Annotated in this window: 14 protein-coding genes; 13 read left to right on the top strand and 1 reads right to left on the bottom strand. The window is 42.7% G+C overall.

All coding sequences use genetic code 11. The features are described 5' to 3' along the window. Nucleotides 1-2: 2 nt before the first annotated feature. Nucleotides 3-4,610 (bottom strand): translocation/assembly module TamB domain-containing protein, encoded by a 4,608-nt coding sequence (locus QVD32_RS08630; RefSeq protein ID WP_021891414.1) that lies wholly within the window; start codon nucleotides 4,608-4,610, stop codon nucleotides 3-5. A 169-nt stretch (nucleotides 4,611-4,779) separates the two neighbouring features. Between QVD32_RS08630 and tsaD the strand changes: the two genes are divergently transcribed. From tsaD to QVD32_RS08565, 13 genes are all read left to right on the top strand, one after another. Beyond that, on the top strand, nucleotides 4,780-5,799 hold the full coding sequence (gene tsaD, locus QVD32_RS08625; protein WP_021891413.1) for a tRNA (adenosine(37)-N6)-threonylcarbamoyltransferase complex transferase subunit TsaD: 1,020 nt from the start codon (nucleotides 4,780-4,782) through the stop codon (nucleotides 5,797-5,799). Between the two features lie 11 nt (nucleotides 5,800-5,810). Further along, entirely contained in the window at nucleotides 5,811-7,052 is a 1,242-nt protein-coding gene (locus QVD32_RS08620) for a competence/damage-inducible protein A (protein ID WP_021891412.1), read from the top strand. A gap of 121 nt (nucleotides 7,053-7,173) precedes the next feature. Further along, nucleotides 7,174-7,428: a 50S ribosomal protein L28 gene (rpmB, locus tag QVD32_RS08615; protein WP_008861763.1), complete on the top strand. Its 255-nt coding sequence runs from the start codon at nucleotides 7,174-7,176 to the stop codon at nucleotides 7,426-7,428. 3 nt (nucleotides 7,429-7,431) lie between these two features. Beyond that, the gene (gene rpmG, locus QVD32_RS08610; RefSeq protein WP_008861764.1) at nucleotides 7,432-7,620 is read left to right on the top strand and encodes a 50S ribosomal protein L33; all 189 of its coding nucleotides are present in this window, start codon (nucleotides 7,432-7,434) and stop codon (nucleotides 7,618-7,620) included. A gap of 14 nt (nucleotides 7,621-7,634) precedes the next feature. Further along, complete coding sequence (locus QVD32_RS08605; protein WP_008861765.1) at nucleotides 7,635-7,787, top strand: DUF4295 domain-containing protein; 153 nt, start codon at nucleotides 7,635-7,637, stop codon at nucleotides 7,785-7,787. Nucleotides 7,788-7,922: 135 nt separating this feature from the next. Then, complete coding sequence (gene ftsY / locus QVD32_RS08600; protein ID WP_008861766.1) at nucleotides 7,923-8,876, top strand: signal recognition particle-docking protein FtsY; 954 nt, start codon at nucleotides 7,923-7,925, stop codon at nucleotides 8,874-8,876. A gap of 74 nt (nucleotides 8,877-8,950) precedes the next feature. After that, nucleotides 8,951-10,255 (top strand): 30S ribosomal protein S12 methylthiotransferase RimO, encoded by a 1,305-nt coding sequence (gene rimO / locus QVD32_RS08595; protein ID WP_021891410.1) that lies wholly within the window; start codon nucleotides 8,951-8,953, stop codon nucleotides 10,253-10,255. 14 nt (nucleotides 10,256-10,269) lie between these two features. Continuing rightward, entirely contained in the window at nucleotides 10,270-11,367 is a 1,098-nt protein-coding gene (locus tag QVD32_RS08590) for a chorismate-binding protein (protein WP_021891409.1), read from the top strand. 7 nt (nucleotides 11,368-11,374) lie between these two features. After that, a complete protein-coding gene (gene menD / locus QVD32_RS08585) occupies nucleotides 11,375-13,057 on the top strand; it encodes a 2-succinyl-5-enolpyruvyl-6-hydroxy-3-cyclohexene-1-carboxylic-acid synthase (protein WP_021891408.1) in 1,683 nt (560 codons plus the stop codon). A 34-nt stretch (nucleotides 13,058-13,091) separates the two neighbouring features. Continuing rightward, nucleotides 13,092-13,916: a 1,4-dihydroxy-2-naphthoyl-CoA synthase gene (gene menB, locus QVD32_RS08580; RefSeq protein ID WP_008861770.1), complete on the top strand. Its 825-nt coding sequence runs from the start codon at nucleotides 13,092-13,094 to the stop codon at nucleotides 13,914-13,916. Beyond that, a complete protein-coding gene (locus QVD32_RS08575) occupies nucleotides 13,917-14,966 on the top strand; it encodes an o-succinylbenzoate synthase (RefSeq protein WP_021891407.1) in 1,050 nt (349 codons plus the stop codon). Next, on the top strand, nucleotides 14,957-15,973 hold the full coding sequence (locus QVD32_RS08570) for an AMP-binding protein (protein ID WP_118687236.1): 1,017 nt from the start codon (nucleotides 14,957-14,959) through the stop codon (nucleotides 15,971-15,973). Before QVD32_RS08575 ends, QVD32_RS08570 begins: the two co-directional genes overlap by 10 nt. 159 nt (nucleotides 15,974-16,132) lie before the next feature. Beyond that, a complete protein-coding gene (locus tag QVD32_RS08565) occupies nucleotides 16,133-18,358 on the top strand; it encodes a glycoside hydrolase family 3 C-terminal domain-containing protein (RefSeq protein WP_021891405.1) in 2,226 nt (741 codons plus the stop codon). Nucleotides 18,359-18,400: the final 42 nt, after the last annotated feature.

The raw sequence follows: 18,400 nt of genomic DNA, 5'->3' as shown, positions 1-18,400 counted from the left end.
GCTTACTGGTCGGTCTGAGGAATTTTTTCTTTGGATAAAGAGCTTTTTGTAGAAATTGTATCGTTGGGTAATATTGTGTTCCGTGGAATAGAATCGGATTGTATATCTTTGGTTTTACCGTTGTTTTTGGGATTTTTTCTAAATAAGTCTCCCCAACGGTTAAAATCGTGACGTAACATGATCCCTACGCCTTGTGTCGTCAATGCCGATTTGATGTAATAATTGCGGTCGTTATAATGATTATAGGCCTTCAATCGTATCGTTCCGCTTTTATTCAGCAAATATTCCAAATCGAAATCTCCGATGAATGTATTGTTATTGACCGTGTTGTCTCTATATCCGAAGTTCCCGTTGAAAATCAATCGATTGTTCAGTAGCTGGCTGGATAGGGCAAGCTCCACCTCCATATCGGAAAAATCACCTTTTTCACTACGGAAGTTTGGCGAAATATTCCAGTTTTCGCTTAATTGTCCCAGAATGTTACCTAATTGAGAGGATAAGGTCGAGGAAGCGACAGAGACAAGTTCGTTATTTCTACTTTGCCCCATATTCATGAAGTCCGGAGTGTAGAACCTATTCAAGGCCAATAGATAGATGATCTGACGGTTCATCATGTCGTTTGTACTGATGATACTACGTACCCGTCTGTCTACGTCTTGGGTCAAAGTAGGGAATGCTATGTCGAAGTTTAGGTCTGGTCGACGTACGTCTCCGGATACATTCAAAATAGTTTGTACGGGTACTGTCGTTCTTGATAATTCTTTGTCATTGGCGAAGTTTTCATCGAGATCGAGCAGATTGGCCGAAAGGGAGTAAATAGCCGATATATCTAAGTTAGTAGCCATAGGATCCCCGTGGAAAGAAACTCGGCTTCCTTCTTTAATAGAGAAGTCTCGTGTAATGATATCTTGCAAGCTGAAATTGTAACTCCCTTTTTCTAAGACATAGGAACCATATAATTTTATATCGCCGTCCATTGAATTATATTCCAGTAATATACTGCCCTGACCGGTCGCTTTTATCATATCTCCGGTAGATTTGTCCATGATTAGGTTCATTTGGGCTTGGTTGGTTGCTTCTATTTGCAGATTTAAATTTAATGCACTACTGTTTTGTATTTTACTGTTCTCCATCATGCGGGCATTGTTCTTAATGACAATGCTATCGGCTTGGAGCTCTCCTATCTTTGTGTTCTGTTTTCCTGAATTGGTGAAAGTAATAAAGTCATAATCTCCGGCAGCTTCCGATCCTGATAGGACGAAGGTGAATTTCGACTGGTCTCCGGTGGACATATTTACGTCGATTTGGGTTTGTCCCGGACTTCCTTTTATCATAGTAGAGCCTGTCCCGTAAATGGTTCCATAATATATGGGGCTTTGCCTTTCTGTCATATCGTAGGACAGGAAATCTTGGGCTTCGGTTATGGCAATATCGTAACTTACATCTTTGAAATTATGATGTTCTATCCAACCCGAACCTTTTGCCGTATGTTTCAATTTATCATAAATCGTAACGTTGTCAAACCAAATACGGGTAGGGGATAAATGAATACTATCGGATAGATTGTACCGAGTGTTCAAATATTCAATACCGAAATCTAAATTTTCGACATAAGCATCACCGGTAACATTTAGGGCCTTGAATCTTCCGAAAAAGTCTATGTGTCCGCTGGCTATTCCCGATATGTCGCTCATAACGGTAGAAACAAATGGTCGAAGGAATGCAATATTCAATTTATCGGGATCGAACGAAAGAGAGAGAGAGTCTTTTGTCGGAAATATATATCCGTCGATATAAGTTTGTTTATCTTCTTTATTTTCGATGAACCCTTTCATGAGAATACCTTGATTGTCGTTATCCCACATGCTGAATAGATGTAAGTCCCCGAAGATCGCTTCATTGTAGGAGAAATCTTTTACATCGAATTGTTCAGTACTTAATCGAGGTGCGCCTGTCAATAGATGTGTAGCTAACAAATTTCCAGTAGCGTTACCCCCGAAAGTGACATTTTTTATATTGAGTGTACCGAAAATATAATCGAGGTCTACGTCGTTGAGTTGTATTTTCAATTCGTCTTCTTCTCGGTTGGAGGCGATACCGTCTATAAGTATATATTGGGGAGCATGTGATATTTCAAAATCATTGATTTCTATTTGTTTCTCACAATAGGAAATATCCGAAGGGCTCATTTGCCAAATAGTATCGTTGAAAATAAGAGTGGAAGGATTGATGTGAGTTTGTATTTGTAATTTATTCCCTTCGTGGGTTCGTGAAAAATGGGTCGATGTATTCAATTCTCCATAAAATGTCGATTGGGTGTCGTTATTCCAGTTGAGTACAAGGTCGAGACTGTCTCGATAGGCCTTGCTTCTAAGGCTCCATGTCGTTCGTATTTGTTTTTTATTGTAGGAGTTCGTTTCTATGAATAAAGCCATTTCGGTGGAATCTTTTCGTGCTGAAATGAATGCATCTTCGATATGACTTTTTTTATACCAGAGATGGGGAATCGTTCCGGTTATGAGGGCTGTGTTTCGGAGGCTATTCATTTCACCTTCGATAATAGCTCTATCTGTGAATGTAACAGGTAGTTCGAGCACTTGTGCCATGTGTATATTAGGCTCTACGGTAAATCTGAATTTAAAATTATTCGGTTGTTGATTTTTTTTGTGTTCTGTTTTTTTAGGTTGGTTCTCTTGGAATGGGAATATAGATGGAAGGGATTCCGATAACAGTGTTTGTAAAGATTTTTGTAGAGTAGAGAATTTGTAATTACCTTCAATCCAACCGTTAATATAGTCCGAAGTAACAGCTATACTTTGTGGAGTGTTTTGGTTATGAGCTTCTATATTGAATTTATTTAGTCTGAATGTATCGTCGTTGTTTGTAAAAGATAAACTATCGATAGATAAGAGGCCTTCTGCGTTGTCCAAATTGTTCCCTGTAAATTTGGCGACTACATTGAATCCTAACTTGGAATTTTTATACTTGGGCATTAGTTTTAAAGCCGATACATTGAGGTCTCGTGCCTGTAAGACGAGGTCGAATTCGGAGTCTTTATCTTTTAAGACAGAAAGACCATTGACTCGGAGTTTTCCATTCGGATCGTTAATTTCGATTATACCATTATATCGATTGTCCCCGAACTCACCGTTAAGCATGATGTTTTCGTAAGGATATCCTTTGTATTCAAAATAGCTGATTCCCCCGACCACTTTGCCGGTTGGGGCCTGATATTTGGCTTTTTTACTGTCGAGTTCGACTTTGAAAATAATTTCGCCATAAGGATTTCCTTCGGTGAATAGTCCATTTAGATTAAATTTTTTCGATTCTATCAATCCGCTGTATCGAGTCGTATTCAGACTATTGTTTTGGTTGATGGATATATCGGAATGAACAGAGCCGAGATCTGTTTCTAATGTTCCGCAGGCTGTCAGATTTTGGTTTTGGTTCGAGATATTACCGGTGAAATGAATTGTACCTAACCGGGAAATAGTTTTACATTGTTCTTCGGTTAGAAAAGGTAATTTGGAAGAAATATCGGCCAATCCCGAAGATGAAGCGTTTAATGTGATAGGGTCGCAGAGTATATCTCGTTTTTGTGGATTTGTTATGTTTTTCACGGATATTTGACTGTGAGCGATGATATCTTCTTTCCCGAAATTAAAATCAAAGGTATGGAAATATAGATTGTTTGGAGTTCCTGTCAGATGCATCGAAATGAGTATCGGAGTATTTATTTTTTCCAATACCGGGATAAAGGCAGCTATATCGCTGGGATTAATTAGGGATTTCGTTATCTGTAAAGAGAATCGTGTTTGGTCGTAGAAGTGTTCGGCCGAGAGTGTATCGGGCAGCGTGGCGATAATTGGTTTGATTTCGATACGGCTATGGGGTAATTGTATTTTAAAGTCAGATAACCTTGCTTGTTGTCGGTTGGCTTCGAATTTAAATTGTAGACGATTTAAAGAAAAACCCGATTGCTCGTCGAATCCCAATCGCTTGATGGAGATATTTACCGAGTCTTCCGATAGTGCTTTGATAGATAGTTTTGACAATAAGTTTCTCAAATCGATATGGTTCGGGTCGAATTGTCCGCGTCGTATGGGTGCGGATAATATGTCGTATTTGATTTTTCCACGGCGTATGATCGCATTGTTTATTTTGAAATTTATTTTCTTTTTCGGTGTATTCTTATCGCTTTTGAAAGCGTCGATAATAAATTGCAGGTTTGTTTCAGAGCTTGGAGTCTCTTTTGTTATGCGGGCATCCAGACCGAATAGTTGTATATTCGTGAAAACCAATTCTCGATCGACGAGTAAATCTGAAAGGGAGATACCGGCCGATATTTTATTGGCATATAATAGAGTGTCTCCATTTAAGTCGGGTATATATGCACCGAACAGTTCTAACTTGTTGAATGGTGATATTTGTATTCGGTCGATAGTTATGTTTGTATCTAAAATGGCAGATAGTTCTTTTATGCCGATGTGCCTGACTTTATCCTGTATGTTGGGGATAGATAACAAGATATAGCCAAGTGTATATATCGCTATGATAGAGAATATAACGATATGCACAAATATCCGAAATGCAGAATAGAATTTCCTCATCTTTATAAGTATGCAAAAGTAGTGTTTCCTTTTGAAAGTAGCGATAGGATGCTTGGCTTTTCTTTTTTATTAATGTATGAAATAATTATAAAAGTCAAATGGTTTTACCGATGAAATATGTACTTTTGCAGACCTTGATTTGATGAAGGATTGAAAGGAGTAAATGTATATGAGCATAACTATTTTAGGTATAGAATCTTCGTGTGACGATACTTCTGCCGCAGTTATTCGCGATGAGGTCATGCTGTCGAATGTGATTGCTAGTCAAGCGGTTCACGAGGCTTATGGAGGGGTTGTTCCTGAATTGGCATCTCGGGCGCACCAACAGAATATTATTCCGGTTGTGTCGGAGGCTTTAAAACGTGCGGGGGTGACTCCGGAGGATTTGAGTGCGGTGGCGTTCACCAGAGGCCCCGGACTTATGGGGTCTTTGCTCGTCGGAACTTCTTTTGCCAAAGGTTTTACGACAGCATTGAATATTCCTCTCGTCGATGTCAATCATTTGCAAGCTCATGTTATGGCTCATTTTATCAAACGGTTTCCCGATGATAACACTCAGCCTCCCTTCCCGTTTTTGTGTTTACTCGTTTCGGGGGGGAATTCGCAAATCATAAAAGTAGAATCTTATAATGAAATGACTGTTATCGGACAAACGATAGACGATGCTGCCGGTGAAGCTTTTGACAAATGTGCCAAAGTAATGGGATTGCCTTATCCGGGAGGCCCGGTTGTAGATAGATTGGCGAAGGAAGGGAATCCCAAAGCGTTTGCACTAAGTAAACCTCACATACCCGGTTTTGATTATAGTTTCAGTGGACTGAAAACTTCCTTTTTATATTTATTGAGAGACAAAATAAAAGAAGACCCCGATTTCATCGAAAAAAACAAGTGTGACTTGTGTGCATCGTTGCAGACTACGATTGTGGACATTTTGATGGACAAACTTTATAAGGCCGTTAAACAAACCGGAATAAAGCATGTGGCTGTTGCCGGGGGCGTTTCGGCGAACTCTGCTGTGAGGGCTGCTTTTGAAGATTATGCCCGAAAGTATGGTTGGACAGTTTATCTGCCGCCCTTCTCTTTTACGACCGATAATGCGGCTATGGTGGCTATTACGGGTTATTATAAATATTTGGATAAAGAGTTTTGTGATATAGCGAAGGCTCCTTTTGCCCGGGTTGAATTATAAATACGAATGAAATGAATGTCGAGATTATTGTTATCGGCGATGAGTTGTTGATCGGACAGGTGACCGATACGAATTCTGGGTGGATTGCTCGGGAGCTGAATCATATAGGGTGGGAGGTTACCGAGATAACGACAGTTAGAGATAGGTCTCGGGAAATAACCGATGCTCTGAATAGCTCGTTCGGTAGGGTCGATGTCGTTTTGATGACCGGCGGATTGGGCCCGACGAAGGACGATATTACAAAGCAGACTCTTTGCGATTATTTCGGTGGAAAGTTGGTCTTTGATGAATCGGTATTTGCCAATGTGGAAGCCATTTTTCGTCGTCGTAAATTGACGATGAATGATAGTACGCGCAATCAAGCCTATGTTCCTAATGTGTGTACAGTTATTCAAAATCCCGTGGGTACGGCTCCTGTCATGTGGTTTGAAAGAAATGGTAAGGTATTGGTGTCTATGCCGGGTGTCCCGACAGAAATGAAGACCGTCATGAAAGAGGTGGTTATAAGTCGTTTGAGGGAGTATTTTCGAGATCATTCGTCTATCTTGCATCGCACTTGTTTAGTGAAGGATTTTACGGAATCGAGGTTGTCCGAAACTTTATCCGACTTTGAAGCGCAATTGCCGGGGTGTATCAAACTTGCCTATTTGCCTACGCCGGGAGTAATTCGGTTGAGACTGACTGCTCGTGGCGATGAAGAGTCATATTTGCAGAAGATTATCGATGATGAGTTTTTTAAATTGAGGACTATATTGGGTAGCCATCTGTTTTGTGGTTCGGATACAACTCTCGCAGGAGCATTAGGGTCGATATTAACCGAAAGAGGAGAAACGTTGGCGACAGCCGAAAGTTGCACGGGAGGAAATATAGCTCATGAAATAACAAGGATAGTGGGTAGTTCGGTCTATTTTAAAGGTAGTGTCGTGGCGTATTCTAACGAGGTGAAAATACGTGTTTTGAATGTGTCGTCGGAGACATTATCGGGTTTTGGCGCTGTGAGTAGGGAGACCGTCTTGCAAATGGTATCGGGGGTACAAAGATTGTTGTCTTCCGATTGTGCGATAGCGACTTCTGGAATAGCAGGTCCGGGTGGAGGCAGCGTTGAGAAACCGGTAGGTACGGTGTGGATTGCAGTTCGGTATGGCGAGCGAAGCGAGGCTGAATGTTTTTGTTTCGAAGGCGATAGAGAGCAAGTAATTGCACGTGCGACCCAATCGGCTTTGTTGATGTTGATACAACTGATGACAAAATAGAACTGAATAAAAAAGTTCCGATTTTAATACCTTAAAAATTTGGAACATATTTCTAAAATGCTTTACTTTGCACTCTGTTTGCGAAAGCAGTAAGAAAAAACAAACAAAATAATAGATAGCGATGTCAAAGATTTGTCAAATTACAGGGAAAAAAGCAATGGTTGGCAACAACGTTTCGCACTCAAAAAGAAGAACGAAAAGAAGATTTAATGTCAACCTCTTTACAAAGAAATTTTATTGGGTAGAACAAGATTGTTGGATCACGCTTACACTTTCAGCTGCCGGTCTTCGTACAATCAATAAAATGGGATTAGATGCAGCTATCAAGCAAGCTGCCGGAAATGGGTATTTAACAGAAATAAAAATGTTATATTAAGATATGGCAAAGAAAGCAAAAGGTAATAGGGTTCAAGTAATTCTTGAATGCACGGAACACAAGGCGAGTGGTATGCCCGGAACATCGCGTTATATTACTACTAAGAACAGAAAAAATACCACAGAAAGATTGGAGTTGAAAAAATACAATCCCATCTTGAAAAGAGTTACTGTACATAAAGAAATAAAATAAGGAAGGATTGAACCATGGCAAAGAAAACAGTTGCATCGTTGCAAAAAGGCGAAGGCCGTACTTATTCTAAAGTGATAAAAATGGTAAAATCGCCGAAAACAGGGGCTTATACTTTCCAAGAGGAAATGGTTCCGAATGACGCGGTTAAAGATGTACTTAGTAAGTAAGTCATAATTAGCGTAATATAAAGAAACTTTCTTATACGAAATGTGTAAGGAAGTTTTTTTTTACCATGATAATTTTATAGCTTTGCATATCCACCGGGTAGCTGCTTACAGTTACTTTTCTTAAAAATTTTATATATGGGATTGTTTGATTTCTTTTCGAAAGAGAAAAAGGAAACCTTGGATAAGGGATTATCTAAGACCAAAGAGGGCGTATTTTCCAAGTTAGCGCGTATTGTTGCCGGGAAGTCACAAGTCGATGAGAATATATTGGACGATTTGGAAGAAGTATTGATCACGTCTGATGTCGGAGTGGAAACTACACTTCGTATTATAGACCGAATAGAGAAGCGGGTAGCTCGTGACAAATACATAAATACGAACGAATTAAACTCAATTCTCCGGGAAGAAATCACAGCGTTGCTAACCGAAAACGATGTTGAGGATGCCGGTGAATTTTCTGTCCCCGAAGGGAAAAAACCGTATGTAATCATGGTTGTCGGGGTGAATGGTGTAGGTAAGACTACAACTATCGGTAAGTTGGCATATCAATATAAAAAGAGAGGGAATAGTGTTTATTTGGGAGCTGCCGATACGTTTCGTGCCGCTGCGGTCGAGCAGTTGATGATATGGGGCGAACGGGTTGGAGTCCCTGTCGTGAAACAAAAAATGGGAGCCGATCCGGCATCCGTGGCGTTCGATACGTTGAGTTCGGCGAAGGCGAATAATGCCGATGTGGTAATTATCGATACGGCAGGTCGTTTGCATAATAAATTGAATTTGATGAACGAGTTGACCAAAATAAAGAAAGTAATGGAGAAAATCGTTCCCGGTGCTCCTCATGAAATCTTGTTAGTATTGGACGGCTCCACAGGACAGAATGCTTTTGAGCAAGCCAAGCAGTTTACTGCCGCGACCGAGGTGAACGAGTTGGCCATAACGAAACTCGATGGTACGGCCAAAGGTGGTGTGGTCATAGGTATATCCGATCACTTTAAGATACCGGTTAAGTACATAGGGCTGGGTGAAGGCATGGAAGATTTGCAGGTGTTCCGCCGTAAGGAGTTTGTGGACTCGTTGTTCGGAGATTGATATTCGTGAGTTTTTAGGATAGACGGCTGGGTGGTCTTGCAAAGGCTTCATAGCCGTATTTTTGTGTAATGACAATGATAAAAAATAGCGTTGATATTATTACGTTGGGTTGTTCGAAAAATTTGGTGGATTCCGAACGATTGATGCATCGTTTCGCAGAAGCCGGTTATAAGGTGAGACATGATCCTGAAAAAGTTTCGAGTGAGTTTGTCGTAGTGAATACTTGTGGCTTCATTGGAGATGCCAAAGAAGAATCTATCGAAATGATTTTACAAATGGTCGAGGCTAAAAAAGCTCATAAGATACATCATCTTTATGTGATGGGCTGTTTGTCTCAACGTTATCGGGAAGAACTGGAAGCCGAGATACCCGAGGTAGATAAGTTTTATGGAAAATTCGACTGGACTGATTTGTTGACGGATTTGGGATCGCGAATTTCCGAGGAGAAAGATTTCGGGCGCATACTGACAACTCCGCCTCATTATGCCTATGTGAAAATTGCCGAAGGTTGTAATCGATTTTGTTCTTATTGTGCTATTCCTTTAATTACAGGGCGCTTCGTTTCTTATCCTATGGAACAGTTGCTCGACGAGGTGAAGAGCTTGGTTTCGCAGGGCGTGAAAGAGTTTCAGATTATTGCTCAGGATTTATCTTCCTATGGACTTGATTTGTACGGGAAATTGAAATTACCGGAGTTAATCGATCGTATGGCGCAGATTCCGGGTGTGAAGTGGATACGGTTACACTATGCTTATCCGTCACAATTCCCTTATGAGATATTACCTGTTATACAGCGTCATGATAATGTTTGCAAATATCTCGATATCGCATTGCAGCATATCAGCGACCATGTGTTGGTAGATATGCGTCGGCATGTGACGAAGCAGGAGACTTATGATTTGTTGAAACGCATACGAACGGAAGTCCCCGGCATACATATTCGCACGACATTGATGGTGGGATATCCTGGTGAGACCGATGAGGATTTCGAGGAATTAAAAGCGTTTGTTCGGGAGGCTCGTTTCGAGCGTATGGGGGCGTTTGCCTATTCCGAAGAAGAGGGTACTTATGCGGCCAATCATTTTCCCGACTCTATCCCGGATAAAGTGAAACAGGCCCGACTCGACGAGTTGATGGCATTACAAGAAGAAATAGCACTTGAAAGCAATGCTTCAAAGGTAGGTCAAATATTTGATGTGATAGTCGATCGGGAAGAGGAGGACTATTATGTGGGGCGTACGGAGTACGATTCTCCCGAGGTCGATCCCGAAGTGCTTATTGCAAAAGATCGCTTTCTGACTGTTGGAGATTTTTGTCGGGTAAAAGTCGTCGAAGCTCTGCCTTTTGAGCTTATGGCTGTTCCCGTGGAGTTGGATTGATAAGTCGGTGAGATATGGCGAAAGAGGTTGATTCTATACATTTGTTATCTTGTGCTATTGAGGCGAGTTTGGGGAATGATTTCCCGGCTTTCGCTTTTCGTCTGCCGGGCGAAGATGGCTTTTATTGGGGGGCCTGTGAGCCTGATAGACTTATGACTCTTGCCGATGGCGTTTTCCCTGAAAGACAGGAGGGCTTCTTTTTCGCACCTTTTGAAGAAGGCGAGTTGCCTCGTTACTTTTTCCCTGTGAAAATACAACGGGCCGAAGAGATAAGTTTGGAGGCGTTGAATTACGAGGCGGGACAAACTTTGGCAAATTTGGAGATAAAACCGGTAGATAGTTCTTTTGAACAGTATGAAAAACAAGTAAATACGCTTGTTGCAGCAATGTCTCGTAAAGAGATAAAAAAGGCTGTTCTTTCCCGCACCGTCACATTGAACCGTCCGGTAGTTTCCGATGGGCAGCTGTTTTTTCGACTGGCTGCAAAATACGATTCGGCTTTTGTTTCGTGGGTCAATGTGCCCGGTGTAGGACAATGGATAGGAGCTACGCCCGAAACATTGCTCGATTGTGACGGAGTGTCATTGACTACGATGGCTCTCGCAGGTACGCGAAAGGCGGGAGCGAAGGAGCCGTGGGGACAAAAAGAACAAGAGGAGCAACAAATTGTGACCGATTATATATCGAAGGTATTTAGAGATAAAGGTCTCGAACCAATTATCGGTGAGCGGTTTTCTCGCAAGGCAGGACAGGTGGAACATCTGTGTACGCCTATTTCTCTGAAAGTCGGTTCGGCAAACGGGAGATTGGCCGAGATATTGTCGGCGCTTCACCCTACGCCGGCTGTGGGTGGGTATCCCAAAGAACTTGCGATGGAATGGATTCGTCGGGTAGAATCGCATGAGCGCAGATATTATGGCGGTTATTTGGGCCCTATGTTCGGTGAGCATGTTCGTTTGTTCGTCAATCTTCGGTGCATGGAAGTAGACGATTCCCGATTGAGATTGTATGTCGGCGGAGGTTTGACCGATAAATCGGACCCGGAAAGTGAGTGGAAAGAAACCGAGGCGAAAGCGCAGACTTTGCTGTCGATTATTAATGGTTATAAGTAGAGTGAATATGAAAACGACCGATAAACAGGGCTGTAATATTCTTGTCGCACTTTTGGCGGAACATGGTGTAAAGCGTGTCGTTCTATCGCCCGGATCGAGAAATGCTCCTTTATTAATGGCATTTTCGCGTACACCCGATATACAGGACTATGTCGTTGTCGATGAACGTACAGCGGCTTTTATGGCATTGGGTATGTCGCAACGTAGCGGTGAACCTGTGGCATTGGTTTGTACATCGGGAACAGCGTTACTCAATTATGCGCCGGCTGTTGCCGAGGCCTATTACCAACATATTCCGTTGATAGTTATCTCGGCGGATCGTCCTATGGAGTGGATCGATCAGGACGATAGTCAAACATTGCGGCAGTACGGCGCTTTGTCTCACTTTGTGAAACGTTCGTATAATTTACGGGCGGAACTGTCTCTGCCGATGGACGGGTGGTACTTCAATCGTTGTATAAACGACGCTTTGTTAACGTCATTGTCGGGAGAAAAGGGCCCTGTTCATATTAATATTGCTGTTTCCGAGCCGCTCACGCAAGAAATGGATATGCCTTCCGTACGGGAGCGTTTTGTTACTCGCATACCTTCGTCGAATATTCCCGATGAGCAATCTATGAAACTTTTGTGCGATGAGTTTATGTCGGCTCGAAAGGTGTTGATTTTAGTGGCTTTCTCACAGCCCGATGAGCAGTTGAATCAAGTTCTTTTACGTTTAGCGGAATTGCCGCAGGTTGTCGTTCTTACCGAAAGCATAGCCAATGTGAGGGGGAAGAATTTGATACCTACGATCGATAGGGTTTATTCGGTAATCGATAAAGCGGAATGGGAAGATTATGCACCCGATTTGCTCATTACATTAGGCGGATCATTGGTGTCGCGTATGATAAAGGCTTTTTTACGGCAGCATAAGCCCAAGTTGCATTGGCGTATATCACAAGGCAATCATGTAGTAGATACGATGCAATCGTTGACTTGCCATATCGATTCTCAGGCTGCATCGTTTTTAGAGGTGTTGTCTCGAAGTGTATTCCCGATAGAGAGCGACTACTCGATGCTGTGGCATAGGAAAGAGGTGATTGCTACTCGTTTGCACGACGATTATATCGCTCATGTCGGGTGGTGTGATTTGAAAGCATTTTCATTGATATTACCTGCGATTCCGCCGGGAACAGCATTGCAGTTTTCCAACGGTACTACGGTACGCTATGCCCAGTTGTTCAAGTGCGAACAGGTGTTGCGGAGCGATTGTAATCGGGGCGTGAGCGGTATAGACGGATCCACCTCGACCGCTGCGGGTGCGGCTTGTGTGGGTGAGGAGATGACGGTGTTGATTACGGGAGACATGAGTTTTTCGTATGATGTAAATGGGTTATCATCGACTTATCTTTCTCCCCGGTTTAAAATTATCGTAATGTGTAATGGGGGTGGGGGAATCTTTCGATTTATTAAACCGACTTCCGATTTGCCTGAACTGGAAACTTGTTTTGAAATACATAGAGATATTTCGGTCGAGAAATATGCCGATTTGTTCGGACTTCGTTATTTCGAGCTCAATGATGAAAAATCGGCCGCAGAGGTACTTTCTCTCTTTTTCGCCGAGAAAGATCGGCCGGCTATACTGGCGGTCCACACCCCGAATGTTTATAATGCCGAGGTTTTGCGGGGATACTTTCGCCGGTCGAGATAATGATGATAATGATTGAAATAAAAAATATAAGAATATGGAACCGATAGATTGGAAAACGATTAAGGAGTATGAGGATATACTTTTCGATTATTGCGATGGAATCGCGAAGATAACGATTAACCGCCCGCAAGTATATAATGCGTTTCGTCCGCAAACGAATTGTGAGATGCTCGATGCCATGTCTATTTGTCGGGAACGTTCCGATATTGGCGTTATCATTCTGACGGGAGCGGGAGACAAAGCGTTTTGTTCCGGTGGAGACCAGAAAGTGAAAGGAATTGGCGGTTATATCGATGAAAACGGTGTCCCGAGGTTAAATGTTTTGGATTTGCATAAAGCTATACGTTCCATTCCCAAGCCGGTTATCGCTATGGTCAACGGTTATGCGATCGGAGGCGGACATGTGTTGCATGTGGTGTGTGATTTGACAATCGCTTCGGAGAACGCTCGCTTCGGACAGACTGGCCCGAAAGTGGGAAGTTTCGATGGAGGATTCGGCTCGTCCTATTTAGCTCGTATCGTAGGGCAGAAGAAAGCGCGCGAAATATGGTTCCTATGTCGCCAATATTCAGCGAAAGAGGCAGAAGAAATGGGGCTGGTCAATAAAGTTGTTCCTTTCGACCGATTGGAGGAAGAGACAATCGAATGGTGTCGAACGATATTGAAACGTAGCCCGATGGCTATACGAATGATTAAGCGGGCGTTGAATGCCGAACTTGACGGGCAGCGGGGTTTGATGGAATTTGCCGGTGATGCCACTCTCATGTATTATCTCATGGAGGAGGCGCAGGAGGGCAAGAATGCTTTCCTTGAAAAGAGAGACCCCGATTTCCAGAAATTTCCCAAATTCCCCGGATAGATGTTAAAGGCAAGTTATACTCCTTATATACTTCATTTCAAAGTCCCTAGCGGAACTTCTCGGGGCGTTCTCACGCAAAAGGAGACCTATTTCTTGAAAGTGTGGGACGAGCATAATCCCGATTGTTTCGGGATAGGAGAATGCGCACTGTTTAAGGGATTGGGAGCAGACGATCGTCCTGATTATGAAGCTATGTTGCAAACGGTTTGTCGGGGTATCGACCGAATAGATGAAATAGATTTGTCTACATGGAGTTCTATCCATTTTGGAGTGGAGACCGCCTTACTCGATTTGCAGCATGGCGGACGACGCATGATTTACCCGTCTGAGTTTACTGCCGGGAAACAAGCGATTGAAATAAACGGATTGATATGGATGGGCGATAAGCGCACTATGGCTTCCCGTATCGATGAGAAATTAGTGGCCGGGTTCTCTTGTATTAAGTTGAAAATTGGAGCGATAGATTTCGATGATGAATGTGAATTGCTGGCTGCAATTCGGCGACGATATCGCCGGGAGGATATAGAGTTGAGGGTCGATGCCAACGGTGCGTTCTCTCCTTATGATGCATTGGAACATTTGCAACGTCTTTCGGCTTATGATTTACATTCGATAGAACAGCCCATACGAGCCGGACAATGGGAGGCGATGGCTCGGTTGTGCGAAGAAACTCCTCTACCGATAGCTCTTGACGAAGAATTAATCGGGATAACCGATTCCACCGAGAAATTAGCGTTATTGGAGACGATTTCTCCGCAATATATCGTTTTGAAGCCTTCTTTGATAGGGGGATTTTCGGGTGCGGAAGAGTGGATCGAATTTGCTCGGAATTGTCGTGTGGGTTGGTGGATAACATCGGCATTGGAATCGAATGTGGGATTGAATGCAATTGCGCAATGGACGGCGACATTGCCTATAAATATGCCTCAGGGATTGGGAACGGGAGCTTTGTACACCAATAATATACCGTCACCGTTGGAGCAGATAGGAGATGAGTTGAGATATAATCCTGATAAAACTTGGATTTTTTCGATGGATTCATGGAAATAAGGCTAAATCATCGTATTTGTCGTAGTCGAGAAGAGATACTCAATGCTTCTACACCCGAAGTGGCTGCTTTTCTCGATGAGTGGTTCGCACCTTCCGATTTTGTTTGGGGACATACTTCGGGATCGACCGGAACTCCAAAGCCGGTAAGATTACTGAAACGAGATATGGAGGCTTCGGCACGGTTGACCAATGACTTTTTCGATATTACCTGTCGTTCGGTAATGTTGTTATGCCTGTCTCCCGATTATATTGCCGGTAAAATGATGATTGTAAGAGCCTTGTTATCCGGTGCTGATTTGTTGGTCGTAACTCCTTCGTCGTTGCCTTTGACGACAATAGACGAGCCTATCGATTTTGCCGCGATGGTTCCGGCGCAAGTAGTCGAATCTTTGAAAAGTACGATGCAGAAATCAAGACTTTCTCGTATAACGTCTCTGATAATAGGTGGTGCACCTTTATCTCCCGGTACTGAGGTGGAGCTGGAAAAACTTCCTGTCGATATGTATGCTACTTATGGTATGACCGAGACAGTTTCGCATGTCGCATTACGCCGTATCGGTGACTCTTTGTCGTTATATTGTGCGTTGGGTGGTATATCTTTTTCGATAGATGAACGAAATTGTTTAATCATTCACGCTCCGCACTTCTCTGTAAAAGAGTTTGTAACGAACGATGTGGTTGAGTTGGTAGATTCTCGGAATTTTCGATGGATAGGACGGTATGACCATGTGATCAATACGGGAGGGATAAAGGTTTTTCCAGAGTTGATCGAAAAGAAAATAGCAGGTCTGTTTACACGCCGTTTTTTTGTAGCGTCTTGTGACGACCTGAAATGGGGTGAATCGGTTGCTCTCGTTATAGAAGGCGAGGCTTTGTCTCTGGAACAAGAAAAAATATTGCTGGAAAAGATTCGGGCAAAAGTAAATAAATATGAGTTCCCACGTAAAGTATTGTATGTGCAGAAGTTTAAGGAGACGTCTTCGGGAAAAGTTATACGGAATATTTAGTCCTTTTTCTTCGTTGAGAAAGAATTAGAACTATAAAATTTATGATTTTATTTTGATAGTAATAAAAATGTATTTGTATTAACTTGTCTTGCCGAATACTCAAATTATATTTACCTTTATTGCAAATTTAATATATCTCTAACATTTTAATATTTTACCATGAAATTTTTTCAAAATTTAGTATGGGTAGCCTTTTTTTCGTTATCGGGTACAGTGGCCGCTCAAACACCTGTTTATCTTGATGAAACCAAGCCGATGGAAGACCGAATAGAGGATGCTCTGTCGAGAATGACACTCGAAGAAAAAGTGGCATTGTGCCACGCACAATCCAAATTCAGTTCACCGGGAGTGCCTCGTTTGGGATTGCCCGAAAATTGGATGACCGACGGTCCTCATGGAATCCGGGCCGAAGTCATTTGGGACGAATGGGACCAAGCAGGGTGGACGAACGATTCTTGTATGGCATTCCCGGCATTGACTTGTTTGGCAGCGACTTGGAATCCTGAGATGGCTCTGTTGTATGGCAAATCGATAGGCGAGGAAGCGCGATATAGAAATAAGAATGTATTATTGGGACCGGGTGTCAATATCTACCGTACTCCGTTGAATGGTCGTAATTTTGAATATATGGGAGAGGATCCCTATTTAGCTTCGGAGATGGTGGTTCCTTATATCGAAGGGGTACAGTCTAACGGGGTAGCAGCCTGTGTGAAGCATTATGCGTTGAATAATCAGGAATACGATCGGCATGCTGTCAATGTCGAGGTTAGTGACCGGGCTTTATATGAAATTTATCTTCCAGCGTTTAAGGCTGCTGTACAAAAAGGAAAGGCTTGGGCTATTATGGGAGCCTACAATCGTTATAAGAATCAATATTGTTGTCACAACCAATATTTGTTGAACGATATTCTCCGAAAAGAATGGGGATTTGATGGTGTCGTAGTATCGGATTGGGGTGGAGTATTCAATACGATGGAGGCTGCTTATAATGGTTTGGATATGGAGTTCGGGACTTGGACAGATGGTTTGACGAATGGTAAAGGAGATGCGTATAGCAATTACTATTTGGCACAACCGTTTCTTGATTTGTTGAAAAACGGGACGATTCCGGAATCTGTTGTCGATGGCAAAGTTCGAAATATATTGCGTCTGATGTTTCGTACTACGATGAATCGTAACAGACCTTACGGCTCTTTCAAAACCCCGGCTCATGCTTCTGCTGCTCGTAAAATCGCCGAGGAAGGCATTGTGTTGTTACAGAATAAAAACAATGTATTACCCATTCGTTTGTCCGAAACCAAACGCATTTTGGTTGTCGGAGAGAATGCGATAAAGATGATGACGGTGGGTGGCGGAAGCTCTTCGTTGAAAGCACGATATGAGATATCCCCATTGGACGGATTGAAGGCAAGAGTCGGAGAGGCTACTGAGGTAATATATGCTCGTGGATATGTCGGTAACATCGATGGATCTTATAATGGGGTGGTTTCTAAAGTCAATCTTGCTGAATCTCGGTCTGCCGATGAACTGCTCAATGAAGCTGTAAATAAAGCGAAGTCGGCCGATTATGTCGTTTTTGTCGGCGGTTTGAATAAGAATAGCCACCAAGATTGTGAAGGTGGAGATCGCACATCGTATGGGCTTCCTTATGGTCAAGACCGAGTTATCGAGGCTTTGTCTCAGGCCAATCCCCGCACGATAGTCGTATTGATTTCGGGAAACAGTGTGGCGATGCCGTGGATAGATCAGGTCCCTGCCATCGTCGAAGGTTGGTATTGTGGTAGTGAAGCCGGTAACGCATTGGCTTCTATATTGGTGGGCGATGTCAATCCTTCCGGGAAACTCCCGTTCAGTATGTATGCCAAATTGGAAGATTATCATGCTCATTCATTCAATGATTCGATTGTTTATCCGGGGTTGAATCACCAACAAATTTATAAAGACGATATTTTTGTAGGCTATCGTTGGAGCGATCTTCACAAGAAAATACGACCGATGTTCAGTTTCGGTCACGGATTGAGCTACACGACATTTGAATATGGTAAAGCCGAGATCGATAAGAAAGTCGTGCAACAAGGTGAAAGCCTCCGGGTTCGTATCCCTGTAACCAATACAGGCAATAGATCTGGGGCAGAAATCGTTCAGTTGTATGTGAGTGATTTGAAATCGAGTTTGCCCCGTCCGAAGAAAGAATTGAAAGGATTTAAGAAAGTTGATTTGCAACCGGGAGAAAGTCAAATCGTAGAGTTTGAGATAGACGAGTCGAAACTCTCTTATTTCGATGATAAGAAACATGCCTGGGTTGCGGAACCCGGGAAGTTCGAAATATTGATAGGAGCCTCTTCGAGTGATATAAGATCGAAGGTCGCGTTTGAGTTGGAATAATTAATCTGTGTAAAACAAAGCACTCTCGACAAATTTGTCGAG

This window comes from Barnesiella sp. (assembly GCF_022723415.1).
In the GTDB taxonomy this organism is placed as follows: Bacteria; Bacteroidota; Bacteroidia; order Bacteroidales; family Barnesiellaceae; genus Barnesiella; species Barnesiella intestinihominis.
Note: the sequence above shows the minus strand (reverse complement) of the source record. Positions and strands in the feature narration are given on the sequence as shown.

What these genes read in the sequence shown, in the direction of transcription:
- QVD32_RS08620 (WP_021891412.1), top strand. Translation starts at nt 5,811, where the DNA reads ATGAATGTCGAGATTATTGTTATCGGCGATGAGTTGTTGATCGGACAG.
- rpmB (WP_008861763.1), top strand. Translation starts at nt 7,174, where the DNA reads ATGTCAAAGATTTGTCAAATTACAGGGAAAAAAGCAATGGTTGGCAAC.
- rpmG (WP_008861764.1), top strand. Translation starts at nt 7,432, where the DNA reads ATGGCAAAGAAAGCAAAAGGTAATAGGGTTCAAGTAATTCTTGAATGC.
- QVD32_RS08590 (WP_021891409.1), top strand. Translation starts at nt 10,270, where the DNA reads ATGGCGAAAGAGGTTGATTCTATACATTTGTTATCTTGTGCTATTGAG.
- rimO (WP_021891410.1), top strand. Translation starts at nt 8,951, where the DNA reads ATGATAAAAAATAGCGTTGATATTATTACGTTGGGTTGTTCGAAAAAT.
- QVD32_RS08565 (WP_021891405.1), top strand. Translation starts at nt 16,133, where the DNA reads ATGAAATTTTTTCAAAATTTAGTATGGGTAGCCTTTTTTTCGTTATCG.
- QVD32_RS08605 (WP_008861765.1), top strand. Translation starts at nt 7,635, where the DNA reads ATGGCAAAGAAAACAGTTGCATCGTTGCAAAAAGGCGAAGGCCGTACT.
- QVD32_RS08570 (WP_118687236.1), top strand. Translation starts at nt 14,957, where the DNA reads ATGGAAATAAGGCTAAATCATCGTATTTGTCGTAGTCGAGAAGAGATA.
- menB (WP_008861770.1), top strand. Translation starts at nt 13,092, where the DNA reads ATGGAACCGATAGATTGGAAAACGATTAAGGAGTATGAGGATATACTT.
- QVD32_RS08630 (WP_021891414.1), bottom strand. Translation starts at nt 4,610, where the DNA reads ATGAGGAAATTCTATTCTGCATTTCGGATATTTGTGCATATCGTTATA.
- ftsY (WP_008861766.1), top strand. Translation starts at nt 7,923, where the DNA reads ATGGGATTGTTTGATTTCTTTTCGAAAGAGAAAAAGGAAACCTTGGAT.
- tsaD (WP_021891413.1), top strand. Translation starts at nt 4,780, where the DNA reads ATGAGCATAACTATTTTAGGTATAGAATCTTCGTGTGACGATACTTCT.
- menD (WP_021891408.1), top strand. Translation starts at nt 11,375, where the DNA reads ATGAAAACGACCGATAAACAGGGCTGTAATATTCTTGTCGCACTTTTG.
- QVD32_RS08575 (WP_021891407.1), top strand. Translation starts at nt 13,917, where the DNA reads ATGTTAAAGGCAAGTTATACTCCTTATATACTTCATTTCAAAGTCCCT.